At 71.3% G+C, this 21,625-nt stretch carries 23 protein-coding genes; 8 read left to right on the top strand and 15 right to left on the bottom strand.

The window, feature by feature from the left end:
- The first annotated feature begins 69 nt into the window (after positions 1-69).
- Both ACFORO_RS44230 and ACFORO_RS44235 read left to right on the top strand, forming a co-directional pair.
- Positions 70-1,233 (top strand): sensor histidine kinase, encoded by a 1,164-nt coding sequence (locus tag ACFORO_RS44230; protein WP_377872430.1) that lies wholly within the window; start codon positions 70-72, stop codon positions 1,231-1,233.
- Entirely contained in the window at positions 1,230-1,835 is a 606-nt protein-coding gene (locus ACFORO_RS44235; protein ID WP_354744449.1) for a response regulator transcription factor, read from the top strand. Before ACFORO_RS44230 ends, ACFORO_RS44235 begins: the two co-directional genes overlap by 4 nt.
- Positions 1,836-1,967: 132 nt before the next feature.
- Here the strand turns inward: ACFORO_RS44235 and ACFORO_RS44240 are convergent, their stop codons facing one another.
- From ACFORO_RS44240 to ACFORO_RS44255, 4 genes are all read right to left on the bottom strand, one after another.
- Positions 1,968-2,456 carry a DinB family protein gene (locus tag ACFORO_RS44240; RefSeq protein WP_377872431.1) on the bottom strand — a complete coding sequence of 163 codons (489 nt, stop codon included), beginning with the start codon at positions 2,454-2,456 and terminating at the stop codon, positions 1,968-1,970.
- A 166-nt stretch (positions 2,457-2,622) separates the two neighbouring features.
- A complete protein-coding gene (locus ACFORO_RS44245; RefSeq protein ID WP_377872433.1) occupies positions 2,623-3,699 on the bottom strand; it encodes a hypothetical protein in 1,077 nt (358 codons plus the stop codon).
- Between the two features lie 414 nt (positions 3,700-4,113).
- Positions 4,114-5,094 carry a GNAT family N-acetyltransferase gene (locus ACFORO_RS44250; protein ID WP_377872434.1) on the bottom strand — a complete coding sequence of 327 codons (981 nt, stop codon included), beginning with the start codon at positions 5,092-5,094 and terminating at the stop codon, positions 4,114-4,116.
- A 38-nt stretch (positions 5,095-5,132) separates the two neighbouring features.
- Positions 5,133-6,329 (bottom strand): cytochrome P450, encoded by a 1,197-nt coding sequence (locus tag ACFORO_RS44255; protein ID WP_377872436.1) that lies wholly within the window; start codon positions 6,327-6,329, stop codon positions 5,133-5,135.
- Between the two features lie 318 nt (positions 6,330-6,647).
- Between ACFORO_RS44255 and ACFORO_RS44260 the strand changes: the two genes are divergently transcribed.
- Positions 6,648-7,391, top strand: coding sequence for an AfsR/SARP family transcriptional regulator (locus ACFORO_RS44260; protein WP_354741791.1), 744 nt, complete (start codon positions 6,648-6,650; stop codon positions 7,389-7,391).
- On the opposite strand, the gene ACFORO_RS44265 is transcribed toward ACFORO_RS44260, so the two are convergent.
- The gene (locus ACFORO_RS44265) at positions 7,388-8,278 is read right to left on the bottom strand and encodes a LysR family transcriptional regulator (RefSeq protein ID WP_377872437.1); all 891 of its coding nucleotides are present in this window, start codon (positions 8,276-8,278) and stop codon (positions 7,388-7,390) included. The genes ACFORO_RS44260 and ACFORO_RS44265 overlap by 4 nt on opposite strands.
- A 132-nt stretch (positions 8,279-8,410) precedes the next feature.
- Between ACFORO_RS44265 and ACFORO_RS44270 the strand changes: the two genes are divergently transcribed.
- Positions 8,411-9,115 carry a flavodoxin family protein gene (locus ACFORO_RS44270; RefSeq protein WP_377872438.1) on the top strand — a complete coding sequence of 235 codons (705 nt, stop codon included), beginning with the start codon at positions 8,411-8,413 and terminating at the stop codon, positions 9,113-9,115.
- Between the two features lie 71 nt (positions 9,116-9,186).
- Here ACFORO_RS44270 and ACFORO_RS44275 read toward each other — a convergent pair whose 3' ends face one another.
- The gene (locus ACFORO_RS44275; protein ID WP_377872440.1) at positions 9,187-10,317 is read right to left on the bottom strand and encodes an FAD-dependent oxidoreductase; all 1,131 of its coding nucleotides are present in this window, start codon (positions 10,315-10,317) and stop codon (positions 9,187-9,189) included.
- A gap of 79 nt (positions 10,318-10,396) precedes the next feature.
- On the opposite strand from ACFORO_RS44275, the gene ACFORO_RS44280 reads away from it, so the two are divergent.
- Together ACFORO_RS44280 and ACFORO_RS44285 are read left to right on the top strand one after the other, a co-directional pair.
- A complete protein-coding gene (locus ACFORO_RS44280; RefSeq protein ID WP_377872441.1) occupies positions 10,397-11,092 on the top strand; it encodes a TetR/AcrR family transcriptional regulator in 696 nt (231 codons plus the stop codon).
- On the top strand, positions 11,089-12,252 hold the full coding sequence (locus ACFORO_RS44285) for a tyrosine-type recombinase/integrase (protein ID WP_377872442.1): 1,164 nt from the start codon (positions 11,089-11,091) through the stop codon (positions 12,250-12,252). The genes ACFORO_RS44280 and ACFORO_RS44285 overlap by 4 nt, the downstream gene beginning before the upstream one ends.
- Here the strand turns inward: ACFORO_RS44285 and ACFORO_RS44290 are convergent, their stop codons facing one another.
- The 3 genes from ACFORO_RS44290 to ACFORO_RS44300 all read right to left on the bottom strand — a co-directional run bounded on the left by ACFORO_RS44290 (position 12,253) and on the right by ACFORO_RS44300 (position 14,605).
- Positions 12,253-13,062, bottom strand: a complete 810-nt coding sequence (locus ACFORO_RS44290) for an MBL fold metallo-hydrolase (protein ID WP_377872444.1) — start codon at positions 13,060-13,062, stop codon at positions 12,253-12,255.
- A gap of 85 nt (positions 13,063-13,147) precedes the next feature.
- A complete protein-coding gene (locus tag ACFORO_RS44295) occupies positions 13,148-13,891 on the bottom strand; it encodes a hypothetical protein (RefSeq protein ID WP_377872446.1) in 744 nt (247 codons plus the stop codon).
- A 27-nt stretch (positions 13,892-13,918) separates the two neighbouring features.
- Positions 13,919-14,605: a TetR/AcrR family transcriptional regulator gene (locus ACFORO_RS44300; protein WP_377872448.1), complete on the bottom strand. Its 687-nt coding sequence runs from the start codon at positions 14,603-14,605 to the stop codon at positions 13,919-13,921.
- An 83-nt stretch (positions 14,606-14,688) separates the two neighbouring features.
- Here ACFORO_RS44300 and ACFORO_RS44305 point away from each other — a divergent pair, with 83 nt between their 5' ends.
- Positions 14,689-15,825 carry an FAD-dependent oxidoreductase gene (locus ACFORO_RS44305; RefSeq protein ID WP_377872449.1) on the top strand — a complete coding sequence of 379 codons (1,137 nt, stop codon included), beginning with the start codon at positions 14,689-14,691 and terminating at the stop codon, positions 15,823-15,825.
- Positions 15,826-15,945: 120 nt separating this feature from the next.
- Here the strand turns inward: ACFORO_RS44305 and ACFORO_RS44310 are convergent, their stop codons facing one another.
- Both ACFORO_RS44310 and ACFORO_RS44315 read right to left on the bottom strand, forming a co-directional pair.
- A complete protein-coding gene (locus ACFORO_RS44310; protein WP_377896767.1) occupies positions 15,946-16,881 on the bottom strand; it encodes an AraC family transcriptional regulator in 936 nt (311 codons plus the stop codon).
- A gap of 260 nt (positions 16,882-17,141) precedes the next feature.
- Entirely contained in the window at positions 17,142-17,981 is an 840-nt protein-coding gene (locus tag ACFORO_RS44315) for an alpha/beta fold hydrolase (protein WP_377872451.1), read from the bottom strand.
- A 115-nt stretch (positions 17,982-18,096) separates the two neighbouring features.
- Here ACFORO_RS44315 and ACFORO_RS44320 point away from each other — a divergent pair, with 115 nt between their 5' ends.
- On the top strand, positions 18,097-18,573 hold the full coding sequence (locus tag ACFORO_RS44320; protein WP_377872557.1) for an anthrone oxygenase family protein: 477 nt from the start codon (positions 18,097-18,099) through the stop codon (positions 18,571-18,573).
- Positions 18,574-18,591: 18 nt separating this feature from the next.
- Here ACFORO_RS44320 and ACFORO_RS44325 read toward each other — a convergent pair whose 3' ends face one another.
- Genes ACFORO_RS44325 through ACFORO_RS44340 form a run of 4 tightly spaced genes read right to left on the bottom strand, consistent with a single transcriptional unit; the run spans position 18,592 to position 21,546 of the window.
- A complete protein-coding gene (locus tag ACFORO_RS44325) occupies positions 18,592-19,080 on the bottom strand; it encodes a GyrI-like domain-containing protein (RefSeq protein ID WP_377872453.1) in 489 nt (162 codons plus the stop codon).
- 29 nt (positions 19,081-19,109) lie between these two features.
- A complete protein-coding gene (locus ACFORO_RS44330; protein ID WP_377872455.1) occupies positions 19,110-19,433 on the bottom strand; it encodes a YciI family protein in 324 nt (107 codons plus the stop codon).
- Positions 19,418-20,236, bottom strand: coding sequence for an alpha/beta fold hydrolase (locus tag ACFORO_RS44335; RefSeq protein WP_377872456.1), 819 nt, complete (start codon positions 20,234-20,236; stop codon positions 19,418-19,420). The genes ACFORO_RS44330 and ACFORO_RS44335 overlap by 16 nt, the downstream gene beginning before the upstream one ends.
- On the bottom strand, positions 20,233-21,546 hold the full coding sequence (locus tag ACFORO_RS44340) for an RNA polymerase sigma factor (RefSeq protein ID WP_377872458.1): 1,314 nt from the start codon (positions 21,544-21,546) through the stop codon (positions 20,233-20,235). Before ACFORO_RS44340 ends, ACFORO_RS44335 begins: the two co-directional genes overlap by 4 nt.
- Positions 21,547-21,625 lie beyond the last annotated feature (79 nt).

Here is a 21,625-nt window from a genome sequence, read left to right on the forward strand (position 1 = left end):
GACCCGCCGGGACGGCCCGTGCCGTTTGTCATGGGTGATCATCAGCGAGTCACCCGTACCATGATCGACGTGCGCGAACCCGATCCGGACCGGTTCTCGGCCCGTCAGTGGCCGGACTGGAGTTTCTGGACGGACGCGCGCAGCGGGGCGCCCGCCCGGCACCCCGGCCGCGTCCGGTCCGTGGTCGTCAACGGACTCATGATGGGCTTCCTGGCCGCTTGGGTCATCGCGCTCTCGGACGGGCGGTACGGGCCGGTGCGCACCGGGCTCGTTTTCGGCTTTCTCGGCTGCTACGCCCTCGCGTACCTGCTGGTCCTGTGGTTCGGCCCGCTCGCGCTGCGGCGGCAGCGGATCGCGATGGTGGCGGCGATGTTCGCGCTCGGCGCCACGCCCGCGCTGATCCTGAGCTCCCCGGAGTACCTCACCGGGCTCACCTACGCGATCGCGACCGGCCTCATGCTGTTGCCGCTGCGGTTCTCCCTGCCGCTCGGTTTCGGGACGGCCGTCGCGCAGATCGCGTGGATGGCGATCGGGGAGGGCCGGGTCAGCTGGGGCGAGGTCCTGACGCTCGTGGCCGTCACCGCGATCCTCGGCGTCGTCTACGCGCTCACGTTCACCATCGGCCACCTCAAACTGGCCCGCGAGCAGATCCGGCGGATGGCCGTCGACCAGGAACGGCAGCGCGTCGCCCGCGACCTGCACGACGTCCTCGGCCACAGCCTCTCCACGATGACGCTGAAACTCGGCCTGACGCGGCGCATCCTGGAAACTTCCGGCGACACCGCGGCGGCGCTCGGGGAGATCCGGGACCTGGACGACCTGTGCCGGGAAGCCCTTTCCGACGTCCGCGCTACCGTGTCCGACTACCGCACAGTGTCGCTCGCGACCGAAGTCGCCGGCGCCCGGATGGCACTGCGCGCCGCCGGAGTCCACGCCGACCTGCCCGCGCCCGATGCCGCGGCCCCTGAACTGCAGGGCGTTTTCGGTTACGTAGTAAGGGAAGCCGTGACCAACGTGCTCCGCCATTCCGACGCCCAGCGCTGCACGATCCGCGTCGGCCGCGACTGGCTGGAAGTCGCCGACGACGGCACCGTCCCGGACGGCGTCGTCCCCGGGCACGGTCTCACCGGCCTCGCCGAGCGGATGGCCGCGGTGTCCGGCTCGCTCGAACACGGCCGCGGCCCGCACGGCGGATTCCGGGTGCTGGCCCGCGGACCGGCTGGTGCGGCGTGATCCGGGTCCTGCTCGCCGACGACCAGGCGCTCGTGCGCGGCGCGATGGCTTCCCTGCTGCGGATGGAATCGGACCTCGAGGTGGTCGCCGAGGTCGGCTCCGGCCTCGAGGTCGTGCCCGCCGCGCAGCGGACCACACCCGACATCGCGCTCGTCGACGTCCAGATGCCCGGCCGCGACGGGCTCGCCGTGACCGCCGACCTGCGCCGAGAGCTGCCGGACTGCCGCGTGCTGATCTGCACCACCTTCAGCCGCCCCGGGTACCTGTCGCGCGCGATGTCCGCGGGCGCGGCCGGGTTCGTGGTGAAGGATTCGCGCCCGGAACAGCTGATCAACGCGATCCGCCGGGTGCACGCCGGACTGCGGTTCGTGGACCCAGCCCTCGCCGCCGAATCGCTGGCCAGCGGCGCGAGCCCGCTCACCGACCGCGAGGCGGACGTCCTGCGCGCCGCGGCGGAAGGCGGAACCGTCGCGGACATGGCGACCGCACTGGGCCTGTCGGCGGGGACCGTGCGCAACCATCTGTCGTCGGCGATCGGGAAGACCCAAGCCCGCACCCGCGCGGAAGCGGTCCGGGTGGCCGAAACGAGCGGATGGCTGTAGCGGCCAGAGCTGGACCAGGCCGTCGCCGACCGAGTCGGGAAACTGGACATCCCGGTCCTGGCGTTCCTGGCCAAACACCAGGGGCCCGGTGGCACCGTGTCTCTGCGTGGCACCACCGGGGAGCCAGGGGAGTCAGGACAAAGGCTGGTCGATCTGCTCGCGCAGGATGTCGCCGTGGCCCGCGTGCCGGGCGAATTCCTGGATCATCGCGAGCAGCGTCCAGCGCATGCTGACGGTTCCCTCACCGGGGAATTCCTTGGTGTCGTCGAGTTCGAAGCGCGCGGCGATCTCCCGCGACCGCTGGCTGGCGCGCTCGTACTCGGCGATCACATCGGCCACGGTCTCGTCGTCGGTGACGGTGAAGGTGCCGACGTCGCGCTTCGAGTAACCGTCGCATTCGGACTCCTCGAGCCCGGCCCAGAACCGCTGGAACCAAATCCGTTCCGCGGCGGCGGCGTGCTTGACCACGGAAATCGGCGTCGACAACGACGCGACGAGCCGCCGTCGGGCGTCGGCTTCGGACAGGCCGCGCAGGGTTTCGACGAGCGCTTCGCGGTTGCGGTCGAGCGTGTTCTCGAGGAGAGCTCGTTCGGTACCGTCGGTGAGGCGTTCGGTGGGCATGGTTCTGCTCCGTTTCTCGGGCATGGCCGGGGACGACCTGACGAGGCAGGGATCGATGAAGTGCGCCGATGCGGGCCAGGAAAAGCACCGCAGGCAAGAACAGTCGGCCGGGAAGAACCGGCGACTGAGATCATTCAACCACAACCCAGCCGGGCACGCGGCCGCCTCAGTGCCCAGCCTCCTCTTCCGCCTCCTCGGCCTTTTCTGCTTCCCGCAGGCGTTTCAGCTCGTCCAGCTCAGCCTGCTGCGCACTGACGCGAGCGCGCAGTTCCCCCAGCTCAGCGTGCAGCGGCGCCAGCGTTTCGGCGTACCCCTTGGTCGCCTGGCTCAACTGCGCCGCTGACTCGGCGACCCGCTGATCCGCCGCGAGCTGGACCCCGCGCACCCGCTCGTCCGCCTCCGCCGCGTGCTCGCGCATCCGCAGTTCCTGGTCGCGCAACCGGCTTTCGTGCTCGGCGGCCAACGACGTCCGCAGTTCCTGCTGTGCCTCCGCTGCGTCGCGACGGGCCTGTTCGAGATCCTCGACCGCCGTCGCGCGCAACGCCGAGATCTCGCGCTGCAACCCCGTGACCCGGTCGTGCGCCGCTGCCGCCTGTTCGAGCGCGCGCTGACGGTTGTTCTCCGCCTCATCACGAACGGCCAACGCCGCTTCCTGCGCTTTCCTGGCCGCAGAAGCATTCGAGAGCGCACTGTCGCGCTCGGCACGGTCCACTTCGGACTGCTTCTTGGCCTCCGCCTCAGCCGCGCGCGCCTCCTCCGCGGCAGCCACCGCATGCGCTCGCTCCGCGTTCGCCACCCGGGCCTGCTCCAGCGCCTCGTCGCGAGCCGCCTCAGCCTCTTCCCGCGCTTTGAGGGCCGCTGCGGTCTGGTCGGTGACGTGCGTGCGCAGCGCGGACAGCTCCGCGTGCAACGGGCCCAGCGCCGACAGCGCCGAGCCGAGCTGCTCGTCGAGCGCCTGGGTGTCGAGCAGGGTCATCGGCTGGTCGGGACCGTAGACGGTCACCCAGATCTCGCGCTGCTCGTCGAGCATCGCGCACGTGACGACCTTCGCGCCCCATCTGCCGTACCGCTCGGGGTCGGCCGGGCAGTACGGCGTCGGCCGCCCGCCCTGGCGGGGGATGGGCGGCAGCGGCTGACCGCAGTAGGCGCACCCCGCCTCGTCCCCGGCGGCCAACGCGCGCACGGTCGCCTCCCGCCGTTCCTCCCGGCTCCCACGCCGGATCGGCGGCCCACCCGTCTCCATCGATGCCCCTTTCCGCAGGTGGAACCAAGCCTACAGTTTCAGTAGCGATACTCAAACACCGGGTATTGCTTTCATAACTGGAACACACGACAAGGATCAGGAGGGGAGAACTATATGGATAACTGAGATTATTAATATGGTTGTGGCGCAGGCGGCTCGGAGAGCCAGCGAAGGCCCTCGGGGGTGGGTGCCGGAGCGAAATTTTGTGTCTTGGCGAGCGGCTGAGCCCGGGTCGGCCGTCGATGCACATCGATCGTAGGCGCGCCTGTGCGGAAGTTCGGCGGACAGGCCGGAGATCTCAGGCGGACGAGATGGACGCCGATGCGGAAGCGGGGGCCTGAACCCGAGGCGTGGGTTGAGGCGAGACGGACAGCGGCCTCACCGCTGGCAGCCGCCCCCTCGCCGCGAGCCGCCCTAAAGCGACCGGCTCACCACGCTGAACGCCCGCTCCGTCGAGAACCCCAGCCGGTGGTTCACCTCGATCATGTGCGTGTTGCCCGCCCCGGTGGCGGTCCAGACCTGCGCCGCGTCGACCCGGTCCGCCGTGAACCACCGCAGCATCGCGGCCTTCATCGCCAGCCCCAGCCGGTGTCCGCGATGGGCGGCGAGCACGGCGGTGTCGCCCTGCCGCAGCCGCTCCCGCATCAGCGGACGCACCTCCATCTGCGTCAGGCCCACGACCTCGCCACCAGGATCGACCGCCACGACCGTCCGGTGCTCGATGTCCCGCTCGCGATACGACGCTTCCACCCGGCGGACCCGGTCTGCCGTCCACTCCACCGCGCCCAGCTCGGACTCGCCGAGCGGCGCGTCGCCGATCGCGGCACGAGCCTTCGCGAACGCCTCGACAAGGTCGTCCGGCGCGGCACCGATCCACCGCACCAGCCGGTATCCCGAGGGCACGGCCACCTCCCACCGCCCGCGGTCGACGTCGCCCAGTTCCAGGATCTGCAGGACAGTGGTGTGCACGAACCGGAACCCGAGCCGCTGAGCCCAGCGCTCGCCGGGACCGCCGAGGGTGAGATTCCATCCCTCCACCTGGGTCCGGCCGCGGTCCCGCAGCATCGCCTCCACCGTCCGCAGAAACTCCGTCCCGATGCCCTGGCGACGCACTTCCGGACGCACCTGGATCCGCACGACGGCGAGATGCCGGTTCCCGTCGGCGGGCAGGTTCACGATCGCCCTGGCGACGAGGCGGCCGTCCCGGTACGCGGTCCACACCAGCTGCTCGCCCGCTTGGACCTGCGGCGCGCGCAACGCGGAGATCGTCTCCTGCCGCGTCAAGGCCGGACGTTCCGGGAATTCGAGCCGATAGACGGAAAACTGCAGTTCGTGCAGCTCGTCCCACTCCGCGTCGCTTGCCCGGTCGACGTCGAACGCCCGCACGTCCAGCACTGTCGCCCCCTGCTCGGAAACCCGCCCCTCCCGGCAACCTACCGCCAGTGCACCGAGGTTTTCCGCCGAATGGACACGTGGACCGGCAGCGCCGTCAGCCCGCGCAGGGTCGCGGTGTCCTCCCAGGCCGGACAGCCGGCCAAGGTCAGCGTGATCCCGTTGTCCCGCAAGCAGTCGAAGAGCGTCCGCAGCTGCAGGCCGACCAGCGCGGCGCCGAGACAGGAGTGCGCGCCGCGGCCGAATCCGAGGTGCAGGCCGCGCCGGGGCCGCGGATTCACCTCGTCCGGGCAAGGAAACACGGCGGGATCCCGGTTGGCGGCGGCCAGCAGCACGATCACGACGTCGCCGCGCCGGATGCGCTGTCCGCCCAGTTCGCCGTCGGCGACGCAGATCCGGCCGTCGGCTTGCACGGAGCCGTCGAGACGGACCAGTTCGTCGGCGAGATCGTCCGCACCGTCCAGCGCGGACAACTGGTCCAGCAGGCCCGGCCGGCGCGCCAGGCGCAGCAAAGCCGCGCCGAGCAGGCGGCTGGACGATTCGTAACCCGCGTGCAGGACCGCTCGGAGCGAGTTCGCCAGCAGGTCCGCGGAGATGCCGGGACGGACGTACCGCGCACGGCGGGCGGCGGCGACGAAACCGGTCTGGTTGTCGTCGGCCAGCCAGCCCGCGACGAGCTCGCTCAGCCGCGCCCGAGCCTGGTCCCCGGCCTCCGCCCGGGACGGGTCGAGACCGGAATCCATGCTGCGCACGATGGCGTTGGAGTAACGCTCGAACTCCTCGCCGTCCGGCCGTTGCACGCCGAGATAGCGGCTGATCGTGTCGAGCGCGACGGGGCGGGCGAAGCCCCACACCAGGTCGGCCGGGCAGTCGTCGGCGAGCGCGAGCAGTCGGGAGGTCATGGTCGCGCGCAGGCGGTCGGCCATCGCGCGTTGCGGCACCTGGTGCAGCGCACAGACCAGCAGGCGGCGGATCCCGGTGTGCTCCGGCGGGTCGAGCTGCTGCAGGTTCACCGACGCCGCGGGAACGTCGGTCCCGACGCGGCGGAAGTCCGAGGCGTAGCGGGCGGTGTCGGCGAGCACCTGGCGTCCGGCCGCGTGTCCGGTGACGACCCAGGAGTCCAGCATTCCGTGCCAGTACACCGGATGCGCCTCGCGCAGCCTGCGGTAATACGGGTGCGGATCGGCGAGCACGCGCGGGTCGAGCGGCTCGTAGTACGGGTCGTCGTGCGGTGCCAAGACGTCCTCCGGTTCCCGGGCGGGCACGCCGCGGTCGAGTCGGAGCGGGCGCGGCGCGGCCGCCCGGCCACGACGCGCCCGCACTGCGCTTGCCGGGTCAGTGGCGGTACAGCATGGGGCTTTCACCTCCCGATTTCCTTTCGCGGCAGCAAGGAATCGCGCCGGGGCGGGCGAAAGCCGGCGGGCGCGTTCTCCGATGCGGGGCGACGCTGCCCGGGCCGTGGCCCATCGTGGCCGGGGCGCCTTGTCGAAACCTTGCCGTCACCTTGAAACCGCGGCGGCGGGACTGGTATCCCGGAAACAACCCAGGGAGGTTCCGTGAGCGGCACCGAGGTCAGGGTTCTCGGAGAGGTCGAAATACGGGTCGGCGAAAGGATTCTCGCGTTGGGCCCGCCGAGGCAGCGCCGGCTCCTCGCGGCGCTCCTCATCCAGCCGAATGTCCAGATCTCGACCGGCGAGCTGATCAGCCGGGTCTGGAACGGCTCCCCGCCGGCACGCGTGCACAACGCGCTCTACAGCTACGTTTCCCGTCTCCGCGCGGTGTTCCAGGACAGCGATCGGCTGGTTCTGACGCGCGGGCACCGCGGATACGTGGTGATCGTCGACGAGGACGACATCGATCTGTGCCGGTTCCGCGGGCTGGTGGCGCGGGCGCGGAAGTCCGGCAGCGATCGGCGGCGGGCGAAACAGTCGTACGAAGCGGCGTTGTCGTTGTGCCGGGGCGTGCCGTTCGTCGATGTCGACGCCGGGTGGCTGGTCGATCTGCGCGCCCGGTTCGCCGGCGAGCGGCTCGGGGCGGAGCTGGATCTGTTCGACATCTGCCTGCGGGAAGGCAAGTCGTCGGAACTGCTCGGCCCGCTGAACCACTACGCCGCCGAACATCCGCTGGACGAGCGGATCGCCGCGCAACTGATGACAGTGCTGTGCCGGCACGGGCGTCAGGCGGACGCGCTGCGCCGGTACGCCGGGTTGAGCCGCCGCCTTCGCAACGAGCTGGGCGTCGATCCCGGCACACGGCTGGTGGAGTTGCACGGCCGGATCCTGTCCGGCGCGTGTCCTTAACCCGGCAAAGCGGCCTTCAGCAGCAGATCCCGCAGCGAGAGCGCGACTTCGGACGGCTTTTCGGGCAAGAGGACGACCTGGTCGGCAGTCGTCGAAGGACCGGTCAGCGGGATGATCCGCAGCCCGGGCGGCTGGTGGTCCAGGGCCGACTCGACGGTGATCCCGATGCCCGTTCCGGCCGCGACGTGGGCGGCGATCGCCTGCACGCTGTCGGCGGTCCGGATGATCCGCAAGTCCGCTCCGCTGATCTGGAACGCGGACAGCAGCCGGTCGCACAGCCCGCTGTTGATCTGGTGCGGCCAGGTCAGCAGCGCGGTCGACGACAGCTCGGCGGCGCTCAATTCGGCATGTCCGGCAAGGGAATGCGCCGCGGGCACGAGCGCGACGAACCGTTCGGCGGACAGCACTCTCGCCCGCACGCCGTTGATCCCGCCGGTCGCCCAGCCGATGCCGAGCCCGACGGTTTCCGCGCGCAGGGCCGCGAGCTGCGCGGTGGTCGGCATCGGCTCCGGCACGATCGTGACGTCCGGGAACCGCTCGCGCAGCTGCGGCAGGCAGCGCATCAGCACCTGGTGCGCGGTGTATTCGGCGTGGGCGACGACGAGCGTGGTGCGCGCCCGGTCGCCACCGGCCAGGGATCGGCCGCGTTGCTGGAAGCGGCGCAGCTGGTCGAGGGTGGCGTGGGCGTCGGGCAGGAGCGCTTCGCCGAGATCGGTCAGGGAGACGCGGCGGCTGGTGCGGTGGAACAGCTTGCCGCCCAACGTTTTCTCGAGACGGCGGACGGCGTCGCTGACGGTCGGCTGTCCGCGGTGCAGGCGTTCGGCGGCGCGGCCGAAGTGGAGCTCCTCCGCGACCGTGACGAACGCTTCCAGCTCGATCCTGTCCACCGGATCAGGCTAGCCCGATCAATCGGTGTGACCGATCGCTGGGTGTTGGAGAACGGCGTTGATGGCACCCAGCGATCGGGATGAGATGGGGAGCAAGCAGGGGATTTCCCCACGACCGGAAGAAGTTTTCGCATGACAGCCAATGCCGTTGACGGCATCCCGCACGCCACCGTGACCGTCGCCTGCCATTCGGTGCACGGGCACACCCGCCTCCTGGCCGAGCACCTCGCCGAAGGGGCGCGGCAGGTGCCGGGCGTGGAGGTGCACCTCGTCGACATCCGCGCCGAGGACGTCGCCGCGGGCCGCTGGCACGACAGCGAGGTCATGGCGTTGCTGGACCGTTCCGACGCGATCGTCCTGGGCTGCCCGACTCTGATGGGCAGCGTGTCGGCGGTGTTCAAGGCGTTCATGGAGGCCGCGTTCACGCCGTTCACGACGCAGGCGTGGAAGGACAAGCTGGCCGGCGGGTTCACCATGTCCGCGTCGCAGAGCGGCGACAAGCTGGCCGTGCTGCAGCAGCTGTCGGTGTTCGCGGCGCAACTGGGCATGCAGTGGATCGGCGTGGGCGACATGCCGGGCAACAACTGGAGCGGCGGCACCCGCGACGACGTCAACCGGCTCGGCTCGTGGCTGGGGCTGATGAGCCAGAGTCACGCCGACCTGGGCCCGGAGGACGCCGGTTCGCCTGGCGACCGGGTCACCGCGCAGCGGTACGGCGAGCGGATCGCCCGGCTGGCGCAGCGGTGGGTCAACGGCGTGCCGTACGAGACCGGCCGGATGACCGAACACGAGGCCCGCGCGCTCTCCGCCTCCCTCCGGGAAGCAGTGGCCGGGTGAGTTCGCGGTCGGTGAAGGGCTCCTTGCGGGAATCTAATTCCCGCAAGGAGCCCTTCACCGACCAGGCAGGCCTAGGTCCCGGCGACGAACTCGGCGAGCAGGCCGTGCGGTGCGTCGGGACCGAACATCTGCCGTTGCAGGTGCGCGCCCTCGGCGGCAGTTTCCGCGCTGCGCGGGAACATCGCCTGCTCGTACTCGGCGAGCGCGGCCTCGACGTCGCCGGGATGGGCGGCGAGCGCGATCCCGAGTTCGGCGCCGTCGAGCATGGCCAGGTTCGCGCCTTCTCCGTTGGGCGGGGCGAGGTGCGCGGCGTCGCCGATCAGGGTCACTCCCGGCACCCGCTCCCACCGGTGGTCGATCGGCAGTCCGTAGTGCGGCCGCAGGACCGGCGCGGTGCTGGTTTCGGTGATCAGTGTGGTCAACGCCGTCGACCAGCCCTCGTACTCCGCTGCGATCCGGGCGGTCGCAGCGGCTGTGTCGGCTGTGTCGGCGAAATCGATGCCGTCGAACCATTCCAGCGACCGTTCCAGCCCGAGGTAGGCGTGCAGGATCCCGTCGCGCTCGCGGTGCGCGGTGATGCCGTGGCCCGGCGCGAGCACCAGCAGCATCCCGCCGCCGACGGCCTCGGCCGTGGCCGGGAACCGGCGGTCGGAGTCGTGGACGAAGGTCTCGACCGAGGACACCCCGCTGTACTCCGGCTTCGCCGAGGACAGCAGCGGCCGGACCCTCGACCAGGCACCGTCCGCGCCGACCAGCAGGTTCGTGGTGACCGTGGTTCCGTCCGCGAAGGTGACCTCGTAGCCCTCGGCCAAGGCGCGCACGCCGCTGACCTTGTGTCCCCAGTGGACGGTGCCCTCCGGCAGCGAGTCGATCAGCAGTTGCCGAAGCTCGCCGCGGTGGACTTCGGGGCGGCCGCCGGTGCCGTCGTCGGGTTGTTTGAACAGCACTGTCCCGTCCCGGTCGAGCAGCCGCAGTTCTTGTCTCCCCTCCAGGACCAGGGTGCGGAATTCGGCGGTCAGCCCGGCGGCTTCGACGGCGAGCTGACCGTTGTAGTCGTGGATGTCGAGCAGGCCGCCCTGGGCGCGCGAGGTCGGGGACGCCTCGGCTTCGTAGACGGCGGCGGGGATTCCGCGGACGTGCAGGACGCGGGCGAGCGTGAGACCGCCGAGCCCGGCGCCGACGATCGTGACGGGTGTGTTCATGACACGGCTCCTTCGAAAGAGAAGTTCTGGTACGCCATTCCATATTGGAACGGCGCTCCAGATGTGTCAAGATAGGCCCATGGCTACGGGGACGCGCCGGGCACAGCGGCGCACGGAGGCACTCTCTCGGGAGCGCATCGTCGAAGCGGCGGTGGAACTGCTGGACGCGGCCGGCGAGAGCGGCCTGACCTTCCGGGTGCTCACCGAGCGGCTCGCGACCGGTCCCGGCGCGATCTACTGGCACGTCGCGAACAAGGGCGAACTGCTGGTCGCCGCGACCGACGCGGTGGTGGCGGACGCGCTGGCGGCGGAGTCGGCCGGCTCGCCGCGCGAGGAGGTGCACGCGGTCGCGCTCGGGCTGTTCTCCGCGATCGACGCGCATCCGTGGCTGGCCGCGCAGCTTCTGCTCCAGCTGTCCCGCAGCCCCGGCGGACCGGTGACGCCGCGGATCCTCGAAAGCCTCGGCCGCCGGGTCCGCGCGCTCGGCGTGCCCGAGGAGCACTGGTTCACCGCGACGTCGGTCCTGATGCACTACGTCCTGGGCGCGGCCGGGCAGAACGCGGCGAACAGCCAGGTCACCGAGCCGGACGCGGACCGGGCCGAGTTCCTCGCCGCCACCGCGGAAGCGTGGGAGGCATTGGATCCGGAGGAGTACGAGACCACCCGGGCGATGGCGGGCCAGATGAGCGAGCACGACGACCGCGAGCAGTTCCTCGCCGGGATCGATCTCGTGCTCGCCGGGGTCGCCGCGCTGTATCCGGGCGGGCGCGCATGACCCTCGCGCTCACCGATGCCGGGGGAGCGGGCAAGGACGCGCGGGAGCGGTTCGGGGAGTTCCTGCGCGTCTACGCGTCGGTCAACACCCGCGTCGCCTACGCGACCGATCTCGGCATCCCGCTCGACTGGGTGCCCGGCTACCAGCCGCCGGACCCGGGCCGTCGCCGCGGCCGGGCGCGGCGGACCGATCCGGACGCGCTCGCGTGGCTGCCGTGGTGCCTGCGCAACGGGTTCACGTCGTTCGCAGACGTCCGGGTGGAGCACGTCGAGCAGTGGCTGGACGAGCTGGCGCGGGCCGGATACCGCGACGCGACGCGCGGCCGGATGCTGTCGGCGGTGTCCGCGTTCTACCGCAAGTACCTGCTGCGGGAGGGCTTGGCCGGGCACAATCCCGCCGCGCTCGTCGACCGGCGCGCGCAGCATCTCAACCGGCCGTCCGGCGTCCCGTCGCAGACCGCGCGCTGGTCTTTCGACGCGTGCCGCGCGTTGCTGCTCGCCGCCTGGCTGCTGGTCGACCACAGCCGGAACGGCCCGCGCGACCGGGCGATGGTCGAGATCCTGATCGGCACCGGGGTGCGCGCGGAGGAACTCGTCGGCGTCGACCTGGCCGACTACCGGCGGCCGGCCGCGGGCGGCATCGGCGTGCTTCGCGTGCACGGCAAGGGATCCAAGGACCGCGAGGTCGCGCTGGCCGCACCGGTGGCGGACGCGCTCGACGCCTATCTCGCGGACCGCGTCACGCCGCAGGTCCCGGCGCTGCGCGGGCAGGTCGGCGCGAACCGGGCGGAGCCGCTTTTCGTCACCAGCACCGGCGCGCGCGTGCACGTTTCGCACGTGACCGCGTTGCTGCGGCGGCTGTGCGCGACGTTCTGCCAGCCGCCCAAAACCGCGCGGCTGCGGGAACTCCACGACACCGCCGAGGCCCGGTTCGTCGCGACCCACCTGCAATCGTTGTGCGACACCGTCCACCCGCATTCGGCGCGCCACTCCTACGCGACGCACGCGATCGAGCGAGGGGTCCCGCCGCGCCAGGTGCAGCGCGACCTCGGGCACGCCGCGTTGTCGACCACGGAGGGGTATCTCCACGACGAGAACGCCATCCGCGATTCCGCCGCGCACGAACTCGCTCCGGCGCTGCACCGCGGGTGGCTCGGCTGATCATCCGCCGCTGATCCGGGCGAGCCGCTGGGCTTGTCCTTGGTGCAGATCCCGGACCCACTCCCAGCCTGGCTTGGCCGACGGGCCGATCCGCGGGTCGTCGGGTTCGCGGCCGTCGCGCAGCGCCTGTACGTACGCGCGGTCGAGGTCGATTCGCCTGCTGATCTGGTCGGTTCCGACGGATCCGTGGCCGGGGATGAGGACCTCGACGTCGTCCGCCACGGCTTCGAGCGCCCGCAATCCGGCGAGGTAGTCCTCGATCGGGTCGGCGGCGGTGTCGAACATCGGGACTAGGACGTCGGAAAGCATGTCGCCCGCCACGAGAACCCCGCGTTCCTCGATCAGCAGCGCCGCGTGCCCCGGGGAGTGAGCCGGATGTTCGATGATCCGGGCTCGCGGGCCGTCCCACGGAACGTAGGCGGTTCCGGCGGGCAGGCCGGTGATGCGGCCGAACAGGTCCAGCGGCACGTCGCCGGCGATCTCCGGCGGCAATCCCTCGGCGATGAGGGTTTTCCAGTCCGGCTTCGCCAGCAGGTCCCGCAGATCGGCCGCACACCGGGCGGTGCCGTAACGGGGCGCGTCGCCGAATTCGGCGTGCCAGAGCGCGTGATCCCAATCCGGATGCGTCGCGAAGCCTGCCGCGACCGGCTGGCCGAGTTCGCGCAGATCGTTGGCGAGGCAGGTCAGTTCGTCATCGGTGAGCCCGGGATCGACGAGCAGCACGCCCTCCCGGCCCTGCACGACGATCGCGTTGTTCTCGAGCAGTTCGCTCTGGTGGACCAGCACGCCCTCCGCCGCCTGGCTGAGCATGGCGGCACCCCCTTCCGTTCGTGATGCGCGACGGTATCCCGAAGTGATGGCAAAGTGCAAGCACTATGTGTTGCCGCGTCAGCGGTCAAGCCTCGATGAACGGTTCGGAGCACAACGTGCAGGCGATCGGCCCCAGTTCCAGGATCGACCGGGCTGCGCGGATCCGGCGGGGCGGTTCGCATCGGCAGATCGCCGCGACGTAGTTGGGCCCGCCGCGATGCGCGCCGCGGCCGTCGACCGGAGCGATCACCACCGGCGGCGCGAGCGGTTCGGCCACCTCGTCCGGCCCTTCGGGATCGTTCGACGGGGCCGCGACGGCGCGGCGCGCGACTTCCTGTTCGGTGTGTCGCCACACGGTCAGCGCGTCTTCGAGCCGGGAGAGTTCTCCTTCGTATGCCTTGAGAGTCGCGGGGAGGGCGGTCGTCGCGGACCAGCCGATCCGGTCGGCCTGTTCGGCGCGCAGGCCGAGTTCGGCGGCGAGCGCGGCGAAGCGTTTGTTGTGGTAGCGGCCGTCGCTGACGTCGACGATGTCGCGGGTGGCGGCGAGTCCGTGCGCGGCCTCGTGCAGTGTGGTGGAGAGGATCTCGGCCGCGCCGCGCCGGAGGCCTTCCGCGCCGAGGAAGAACTCGGCGCGCGGTTCGACGCCGTCGCCGACGTGCCAGCGGGACCGCGCGAAATGGCCGTGGATCTCGGTGGCGGTGCCCATCGTTCCGGACGCCAGCACGAGAATCGCTTCGGGAACGTCCGCGTGCCGCCGCCGGATTTCGGCCCACAGCTGTTCCATCGCGTGCATGACGCGGGTCGTCGGGCCCAGCGCGGCGGTGTTCATGCGCCCATCTTGCCGCTTAAGCGGTAACTAGCTCAGGGAGAGTCCGGAGAGCACCCGGTCGAGGCCGGCGGAGAAGACGGCGTCGCCGTCGGGGTGGACGGCGTCGCGCGCGGTGCGGAGGAGGGTGGGGTAGCGGCCGGAGTCGAACATCCGCTGCAGGTACGGCGCGGCGGCGCGCTGCCAGCTTTCCTCGTCGAGGCCGGTGTCGCTGATGAGCCGCCGCTCGCGGATCTCGCTGCGCACGGCGCCGGTGACATAGGAGTGCACGGTGAAGACCGTGATCATGGCGTCCTCGATCGGGCCCGGACCGGCCGCGGCGGCGAGCGACGCCTCCAGGTAGGCGAGCGCGTTCGGGCCGAGCCCGGGCCGTCCGCCGATCAGGTCCGCGAACCATTCGTGTCGCTGGACGGCCGCGCGGCAGCCGTGGGCGAGCGCGCGGAGGGCGGCGAGCCCTTCGGTTTCCGGGTCCGGCAGCGGGATCTCGCCGTAGACGGCGTCGGTCATCAGGTCGAGCAGTTCTTCTTTGGTGTCGAGGTAGCCGTACAGCCGCATCGGCCCGGAGCCGAGCGCGGCCGCGACCTTGCGCAGCGACACTGCTTCGAGCCCGCCTTCGTCGGCCAGCGCGCAGGCGGTCTCGACGATGCGGGCGCGGCTCAACGGCGCCGGCGCCGCGCGCGCCGGCGGTTCGGGCCGTTCCCACACCAGTTCGTCCATGCTCGCTCCTTTTCGGGTGACAGTACCGGGGCGCTTCCGATACGGTGTATTTAGTAAATACGGTGTATCGAGGGGATGTCATCATGCGAATCGTCATTGCCGGGGGCGGGCTCGGCGGGCTCACCTGCGCGCGGGTGCTGCGGGCGCACGGCGTCGACGCCGTGGTCTGCGAACGCGACGCCAGCCCGGAAGCCCGGGTGCAGGGCGGCACGCTGGACCTGACGGTCGACGAGGGCCAGTGGGCGCTGCGCGAGGCCGGTCTCGAGGCCGGTTACCGCGCGATCGCCCGTCCCGAGGGCCAGGACATGGTCCTCTACGACTCCGCGGGAACCCTGCTGCGGCAGGAAATCACCCCGGACGAGGGCGAAGCGCGCTGGGGCCGTCCCGAGGCGGACCGGCCGGCGCTGCGGAAACTGCTGCTCGACGCGCTCCCCGAGGAGACTGTCCATTGGGGACACGCGGTGACCCGGGCGGAGCCGCTCGGCGACGGACGGCACCGCGTCCATCTGTCCGGCGGCGAAACCCTGGAGTGCGATTTCCTCATCGGCGCGGACGGAGCCCGGTCGAGAATCCGTCCGCTGTTCACCGACGCGGAACCGGCGTACTGCGGCGCGCACGGGATGGAGCTGGTCATCCATGACGCGGACCGCGCCTACCCAGCCGCATCGGCGCTCGTCGGGCGCGGCGGCTTTTCCTCGATCGGGGATCACCAGACGCTTTCCGCGCAGCGCAACGGAGACGGCACGATCCGCGTCCACCTGACCCTGCGCTGCGCCGAGGACTGGGTTGAGACCTCGGGGATCCCGTTCGACGACCCGGATCGCGCCCGCGTCGCGCTGAAGGAGTTGTACGCCGGATGGCCGGAGGAGTTCCTGGCGTTGCTGGACGCGACGTCCGGGCCGGTGCTGGTGTATCCGCTGACCGCGCTGCCGGTCGGGTTGCGATGGGACCCCACGCCGGGCGTGACGCTGATCGGGGACGCGGCGCACCTGATGTCCCCGTTCGCCGGACAGGGCGCGAACCTCGCGATGCGGGACGGCGCCGAGCTTGCCCTTGTTCTCGTTCAAGGCGGCGACGTGCGGAAGTTCGAGGAGGCGATGTTCGACCGCGCCGAACCGGCGGCGCAGATGTCGGCGGACAACCTGGAGCTGTTCCTGTCCGACGGCGCGGCGGAGAAGGTGCGGCACCTGTTCGCGAAAATGTCCGGGGAAGAGGACTGATCTAGCCGAGTGTTGCCGGGCCTTGGCACACCGCGTTTTCCGCGACTGCGGGCGTTTCCCGGGCATCTTGCTTTCGGCGTGCGCTGACCGCGGCGTGCTGGTTCAGCTCGCGGGACCTGTTCAGGCGGGTTCGCGCAGGCGGTAGTGCTGCGGACTGCGGCCGTACTCCCGCTTGAACGCGGTGCTCAGCGTGAAGGGGCTGCGGTAGCCGACCTGCCGGGCGATCGCGGTGAGCGTCGCGTCGGGTTCCTGCCGCAGGAGATCGGCGGCGAGGGCGAGCCGCCAGGTGGCGAGGTACGTCATCGGCGGCTCGCCCACGGCGTCGGTGAACCGCCGGGCGAGCGCGGCGCGGGAAACCCCGGTCGCGCTGGCCAGCCCCGCGACGGTCCACGGATGCTCGGGCCGGTCCTGCAGGAGACGCAGCGCGTGCCCGGCCACCGGGTCGCCGTGCGCGCGGTACCAGGCGGGCGCGGCCGGGTGGTCGAGCCATTCGCGCAGGACGCGGACGAGCAGGAGGTCCAGCAGCCGGTCGAGGACCGCTTCCTGGCCGGGGACGTCGCGCTCGATCTCGTCGGCGAGCATCGTGACGAGCGGGTCCGGACTGTTTCCGGCGCGTGCGGTGACGACGCTCGGCACCGCGGCGAGCAACCGGCGCGACACCTCGCCGACGGTCGGGTAGGTCCCGGTGAGCAGCACCGTCGGACCGTCCGCGTCGCCGCCCCAGGTGCGGACGCCGAACTCGGTCAGGTCGGTGAGATGCCCGCCGTCCGGGGTGACGCACTCCTGCCCCGGCCGGATCACCGCTTGCGGCGGCGTCCCCGGCCCGTCGGCGACGAGGTACGGCTCGGGCCCCCGGATGACGGCGACGTCGCCCGCGTCCAGGCGCACGGCTTCGGCGTTGTCGGGCACCAGCCAGGCATCGCCGCGCACGACGGCGAGCACGGTCAGCGGCGCTTCGTCCTCGATCCGCAACGACCACGGGGGCCGCAGGACGGACCGGAGCAGGAACGCGCCGTGCGCACGGGGTCCTTCAAGCAACGCGGTGAGCGGGTCCACGCTGCTGAGAGTAGCGCTGCGGCAAGGGAAAGCTCGGTGGTTCCGGGGGCCCTGCTGGCTGGGATCGCGGCACTGCGGGCGGCACGCGCGGAAGTGCGGTTCGCGTCGCCCGCAGTCCTAAGCCCGCCATTCCAGGCCGCGCCTCCGCGCGTGCCCGGTTCGCTCGCGCTCGCGAACAAGCCCACCACGTCGGAAACCGACCTCGCCCTGGTCTCTCGGTCGCGAACTGGTTGCCGTTTTCCCCGAATACCGGCGACCGTTCAGACCGCGAGCATCGCCGCCGCGATCTCCTCGGCGGCAGCGTCCGGAATCGCGCTGGCGGCATCCTCCACGACTACCAGCCGCGCGCCGGGGATCTCGCGGGCGAGGGCTTCCCCGTTGCCGACCGGGAAGAACGCATCTCGGCGGCCGTGCAGCACGACGGTCGGGATCGCGAGTTCCGGCAGGCGTTCGCGCCACCGCGGTGTGCAGTCGAGTTTGGAGAACACCATGCCCAAGTGATTCGCCAGTTGCACCAACGGCTCCGTGCTGGCCGCGCGGTCGAAGATGCGTTCAGCGGCGGTTCGGGCCTCGTCGGGGTCGTTGCCGAGAATCTCGGCGCTGACGGCGGCGCGTTCGGCGACGGCGGCACGGTCTGACCAGTCGGGCATCGGAAGTGCGAAGACTTTGTGCATGACTTTCGCGTCGTGGTCGGGCAGATCGGGGTCGACGGGGCCTGGCGCGACGGGGCGCGTTCCGTACAGCGTGAGGGCGGAGAAGGCGGACGGGTGGTCGAGGGCGGCGACTTGGGCGACCATCCCGCTGACCCCGACCCCGGCCAGGTGTGCGGGCCGGTCGTCGAGTTCTCGGGCGAGGGCGGCGGCGTCGGCGGCGAGGTCGCGCAGGGTGTAGGCCGGGGCGTTCGGATCGAGAGTGGTCGAGGCGCCTGCGTCGCGGAGGTCGTAGCGCACAACGTGCCGTCCGCTTCGGGCGAGTGCTTCGCACAAGGTGTCTGGCCAGGACAGCATCGTGGGGCCGCCGGCGAGCAGGACCAGCGGTGCGGCCGGGTCGCCGAAATGCTCGGTGCCGAGCGTGACGCCGTTCGGAAGGGTGTGCTGCATGGAGGTCTCCTGCTGAGACGATCGCGCATGGTTCCGAGCGGATAACCGATGGATCGTCTCGCGGTCTTTGGGTTGACTTGGGGGCGTGCTGGGGGACAAAACGGAAGGCAAGACGATGGTGATCGTTTCGAAGGCGGTTCTCGTGGCGGCAGTGGTCGCGGCGGGGCTGATCGCGGGGTTGTTCTACGCGTACACGGTGTCGGTGATGCCGGGCCTCGCCCAGGCCGACGACCACACGTTCGTGACCGCGATGCGCCGGATCAACGACGTCATCGTGAACGGCTGGTTCATGCTGTCGTTCCTGGGCGCGCCGCTGCTCGCGGTCGCGGCGGTGGTCCTGCACTTCACGAGCGGGGCGCGGGGCGGGCTGCCGTGGCTCGTCGCGGGTGCGGTGCTGCTGGTGGCGATGGTGATCGTGACCGGCGCGATCAACGTGCCGATGAACAACGCCCTCGCCGCGGACACGGCCGACTTCGCCGCGCTGCGGGCCCTGTTCGAGGAGCCGTGGGTGCGGTGGAACACGGTGCGGACGGTGGCGTCGGCGGCCGGGTTCGGGTGTCTCGTGGGCGCTTTGGTGACCCGGAGCGCGTGACTCCGGGCCACCGGCCGGTCAGTCCGCGAGCCGGAAGCAGAGGTCGGTGTCCCAGTTGTTCGGGTCCGGCTCCGCCTGCGGGTTCGTGCGGTAGATCTCGAGCCGGGCGGTCCAGTGCTCGCCGTCGGCCTCGACGGTGCGGTCCCAGCGAACGTCCTCCTTCTCGCCCCAGGCGAGCAGGTCGGCGGTGGCCGCGAAGAGGCCGCTCGGCGCGCCGTGGTGGGTGGCCTGGGCGTATTTCCCGGCGGGCAGCACGGCGTTGAAGTACTCGTCGCCGAGGTCGACGGCGTCCGTGACCGGGACTCCGACCTCGACGGTGACGGTCTCCATGTCCGTGCCGAGCACCAGATAACGGAAGAACGGCGCGCAGGCGGGTTCGAGGCCGCGTTCGGCGAGCGCGCCGACGATCGCGGCGATCCGGTGCGCGACCTCGGCCATGCCGTCGAATCCGACTGTCGCGCGGTAGCCGACGTAGCGCTGCTCGTTTCTGTCCACGATGGAGGGCATGGGGTTCCTTTCGGTTCGGGGCTCCGGCCTCAGCCGAGGAGCGGGCGTACTTCGATCGTTCCGTATGCGGCGGCCGGATGGCGGGACGCATGCTCGACGGCCTCGTCGAGGTCGGCGCATTCGAGCACCGCGTAGCCGCCGATCTGGTCCTTGGTCTCGGCGAACGGCCCGTCGCTGAGCAGGACGTCGCCGTCGCGCATGCGCACCGTGGTGGCCGTCGCGGGCGGGTGCAGGCCTCCGCCGCCGACGAGGATGCCGCGTTCCACGAGGTCCTCGGACCAGCCGCCGCAGCCGATCGCGAGCTGTTCCTCGGTGGGCGCTTCGGACCCGGCGATCATCAGGAGGTAGCGCACGAGTTCTCCTCGGTGAGAGTTTCGGCGAGGCGAGCGGCGAATGCCTCGGGTTCGACGGCGAATCCGGCGTGGTCTCCGGGGAACCGGACAGGTTCGCTGCCGAGCGCGCGGGCCAGTCCGACGCCTGCCTCGTACGCCGGGGTGCCGATCGCGTCGCCCACCGCGACGACGATCCGGGTGTCCGCGGCGGCGAGCGCTTCGAGGTCGGGTTCCCACGCGCCGATCGCGCCCATCAGCTTGCCGAAGAAGACCTCGAAGTTGCCGCGCATCTGCTTGCCCTGCTCGATTTCCTCGGCGGTGGGGTGCTCGGGCGGCGGCGGGATCTCGAATCCGCTCGCGGCCATGAACGCGCCCAGGGCCGCGTCGATGCCCTGCTCCCGGTAGATCGCCGGGATGTCCGGGAAGTCGGCCAGCAGTTCGCCGAGATAGCGGCTGACCGGCGGTTCGTGCGCGACGAGCGTTCGCACCGCGGCGGGGTAGCGGGTGGCGTGTTCGAGCATGGTGATCGCGCCGCCGCTGTTGGCCAGCACGGAGACCGGTCCGCCGTCCAGTTCGGCGAGCAGCCGCTGCACGTCCTCGGCGTGCTGGCCGACCAGGTCGTCGTCGAGTTCGGTGGTGCGGCTGCGCGAGATGCCGCGCGGGTCGAAGGTGACGACGGTGTAGCGGTCGGCGAGGAACGGGCGCAGCGCGGCGAACGCGGTGGCGTCCGCGGGCCCGCCGGGCACCAGGAGCAGCAGCGGTCCGGAGCCTGCGACGTCGCAGCGGAGTTCCGCGCCGGGCACGCGAAGGGTTTTGGTGATCATGGCTGTCCTTCCGGGGTCGGTTTGCCTTCCCGACGAACGGAAGAGGCCGAGACAGACACCTCGGGCGAAGAAATTTCCGAAAGTCTTCTCCGGAGGTAGCTGCGTTCGGCTCCGGTGCGGGCCAACGCGAGCGCTTCGGCGTACGCGACCTGGGCTTCTTCGGTGCGGCCGAGACGGCGGAGGAAGTCCGCGCGGGTGGCGGGCAGCAGGTGGTAGTCCGCCAGCTGCCCGGTCAGCCGGTCGGCGAGGGCGAGCCCGGCTTCCGGTCCGGCGGCCATCCCGACCGCGACCGCGCGGTTCAGCTCGACCACCGGCCCCGGCCGGAACCGCCGCAGCTGGAGGTAGAGCCCGGCGATCTGCGCCCAGTCGGTGTCCTCGGCGCGCGCGGCGGTGGCATGGCACGCGGCGATCGCGGCCTGCACCTGGTACGGACCGGGACTGCGTCGGCGCAACGCTCCCTCGAGCAACGCGGTTCCCTCGGCGATCGCGGTGGTGTCCCACCCGCTCCGGTCTTGTTCGTCGAGCGGGATCAGCTCGCCGTCGGGCCGGTTTCGCGTGCCGCGGCGGGCGTGTTGCAGCAGGAGGAGCGCGAGCAGGCCGGTGGCTTCGGGTTCGTCCGGCATCAGGGTGCACAGCAGCCGGGCCAGCCGGATGGCTTCGCCCGCCAGGTCGGGGCGCTGGAGATCGTCGCCCTCGCTGGCCGCGTAGCCCTCGTTGAACAACAGGTACAGCACGCCGAGCACCGCGGCGGTGCGTTCGGGCAGCAGATGGGCGGGCGGCACCCGGTACGGGATCCCGGCGGCGCGGATCTTGCGTTTCACCCGCACGAGGCGCTGCGACATCGTCGATTCGGACACCAGGAACGCGCGGGCGATCTCCGCGGTGCTGAGTCCGGCCAGGGTCCGCAGCGCGAGCGCGACCTGCGCTTCGAAGGCGAGCGCGGGGTGGCAGCAGGTGAAGATGAGCCGGAGCCGGTCGTCTTCCACTCCGCTGGCTCCACTGTGGACAGCGGCCGGTTCGTCCGCGACCGCCAGCCGCGCGGCCTCCCGGAGTTTGTCCTGTCCCGCCACAGCTCGCCGGAGCCGGTCGACGGCACGGTTGCGCGCCGCGGTGGTGAGCCACGCCCCGGGACGGTCCGGAACGCCGTCGCGCGGCCAGGTCCGCACGGCGAGCGCGAACGCGTCCTGCGCGCATTCCTCGGCCAGGTCCCAGTCGCCGGTGACGCGGATCAGCGTGGCCACGACCGAGCCCCACTCGTCGCGGAACGCCTGCGCGACAGCGGCTTCGACCACGTCGTGCTGCCCGGTCACCGCGCACTCCCTTCTCGTGCTGGTCGGCGGACCAGTTCCGCCGACACTCTCCGAACGGTAAACCGGGCCACCGACAATT

Source organism: Amycolatopsis halotolerans, from assembly GCF_042647905.1.
GTDB lineage: Bacteria > Actinomycetota > Actinomycetes > Mycobacteriales > Pseudonocardiaceae > Amycolatopsis > Amycolatopsis halotolerans.

Coding starts and splice junctions, on each gene's coding strand:
- ACFORO_RS44240 (WP_377872431.1), bottom strand. CDS start 2,456: ATGCCCACCGAACGCCTCACCGACGGTACCGAACGAGCTCTCCTCGAG.
- ACFORO_RS44245 (WP_377872433.1), bottom strand. CDS start 3,699: ATGGAGACGGGTGGGCCGCCGATCCGGCGTGGGAGCCGGGAGGAACGG.
- ACFORO_RS44270 (WP_377872438.1), top strand. CDS start 8,411: ATGACAGCCAATGCCGTTGACGGCATCCCGCACGCCACCGTGACCGTC.
- ACFORO_RS44275 (WP_377872440.1), bottom strand. CDS start 10,317: ATGAACACACCCGTCACGATCGTCGGCGCCGGGCTCGGCGGTCTCACG.
- ACFORO_RS44280 (WP_377872441.1), top strand. CDS start 10,397: ATGGCTACGGGGACGCGCCGGGCACAGCGGCGCACGGAGGCACTCTCT.
- ACFORO_RS44285 (WP_377872442.1), top strand. CDS start 11,089: ATGACCCTCGCGCTCACCGATGCCGGGGGAGCGGGCAAGGACGCGCGG.
- ACFORO_RS44290 (WP_377872444.1), bottom strand. CDS start 13,062: ATGCTCAGCCAGGCGGCGGAGGGCGTGCTGGTCCACCAGAGCGAACTG.
- ACFORO_RS44295 (WP_377872446.1), bottom strand. CDS start 13,891: ATGAACACCGCCGCGCTGGGCCCGACGACCCGCGTCATGCACGCGATG.
- ACFORO_RS44300 (WP_377872448.1), bottom strand. CDS start 14,605: ATGGACGAACTGGTGTGGGAACGGCCCGAACCGCCGGCGCGCGCGGCG.
- ACFORO_RS44305 (WP_377872449.1), top strand. CDS start 14,689: ATGCGAATCGTCATTGCCGGGGGCGGGCTCGGCGGGCTCACCTGCGCG.
- ACFORO_RS44315 (WP_377872451.1), bottom strand. CDS start 17,981: ATGCAGCACACCCTTCCGAACGGCGTCACGCTCGGCACCGAGCATTTC.
- ACFORO_RS44320 (WP_377872557.1), top strand. CDS start 18,097: ATGGTGATCGTTTCGAAGGCGGTTCTCGTGGCGGCAGTGGTCGCGGCG.
- ACFORO_RS44325 (WP_377872453.1), bottom strand. CDS start 19,080: ATGCCCTCCATCGTGGACAGAAACGAGCAGCGCTACGTCGGCTACCGC.
- ACFORO_RS44335 (WP_377872456.1), bottom strand. CDS start 20,236: ATGATCACCAAAACCCTTCGCGTGCCCGGCGCGGAACTCCGCTGCGAC.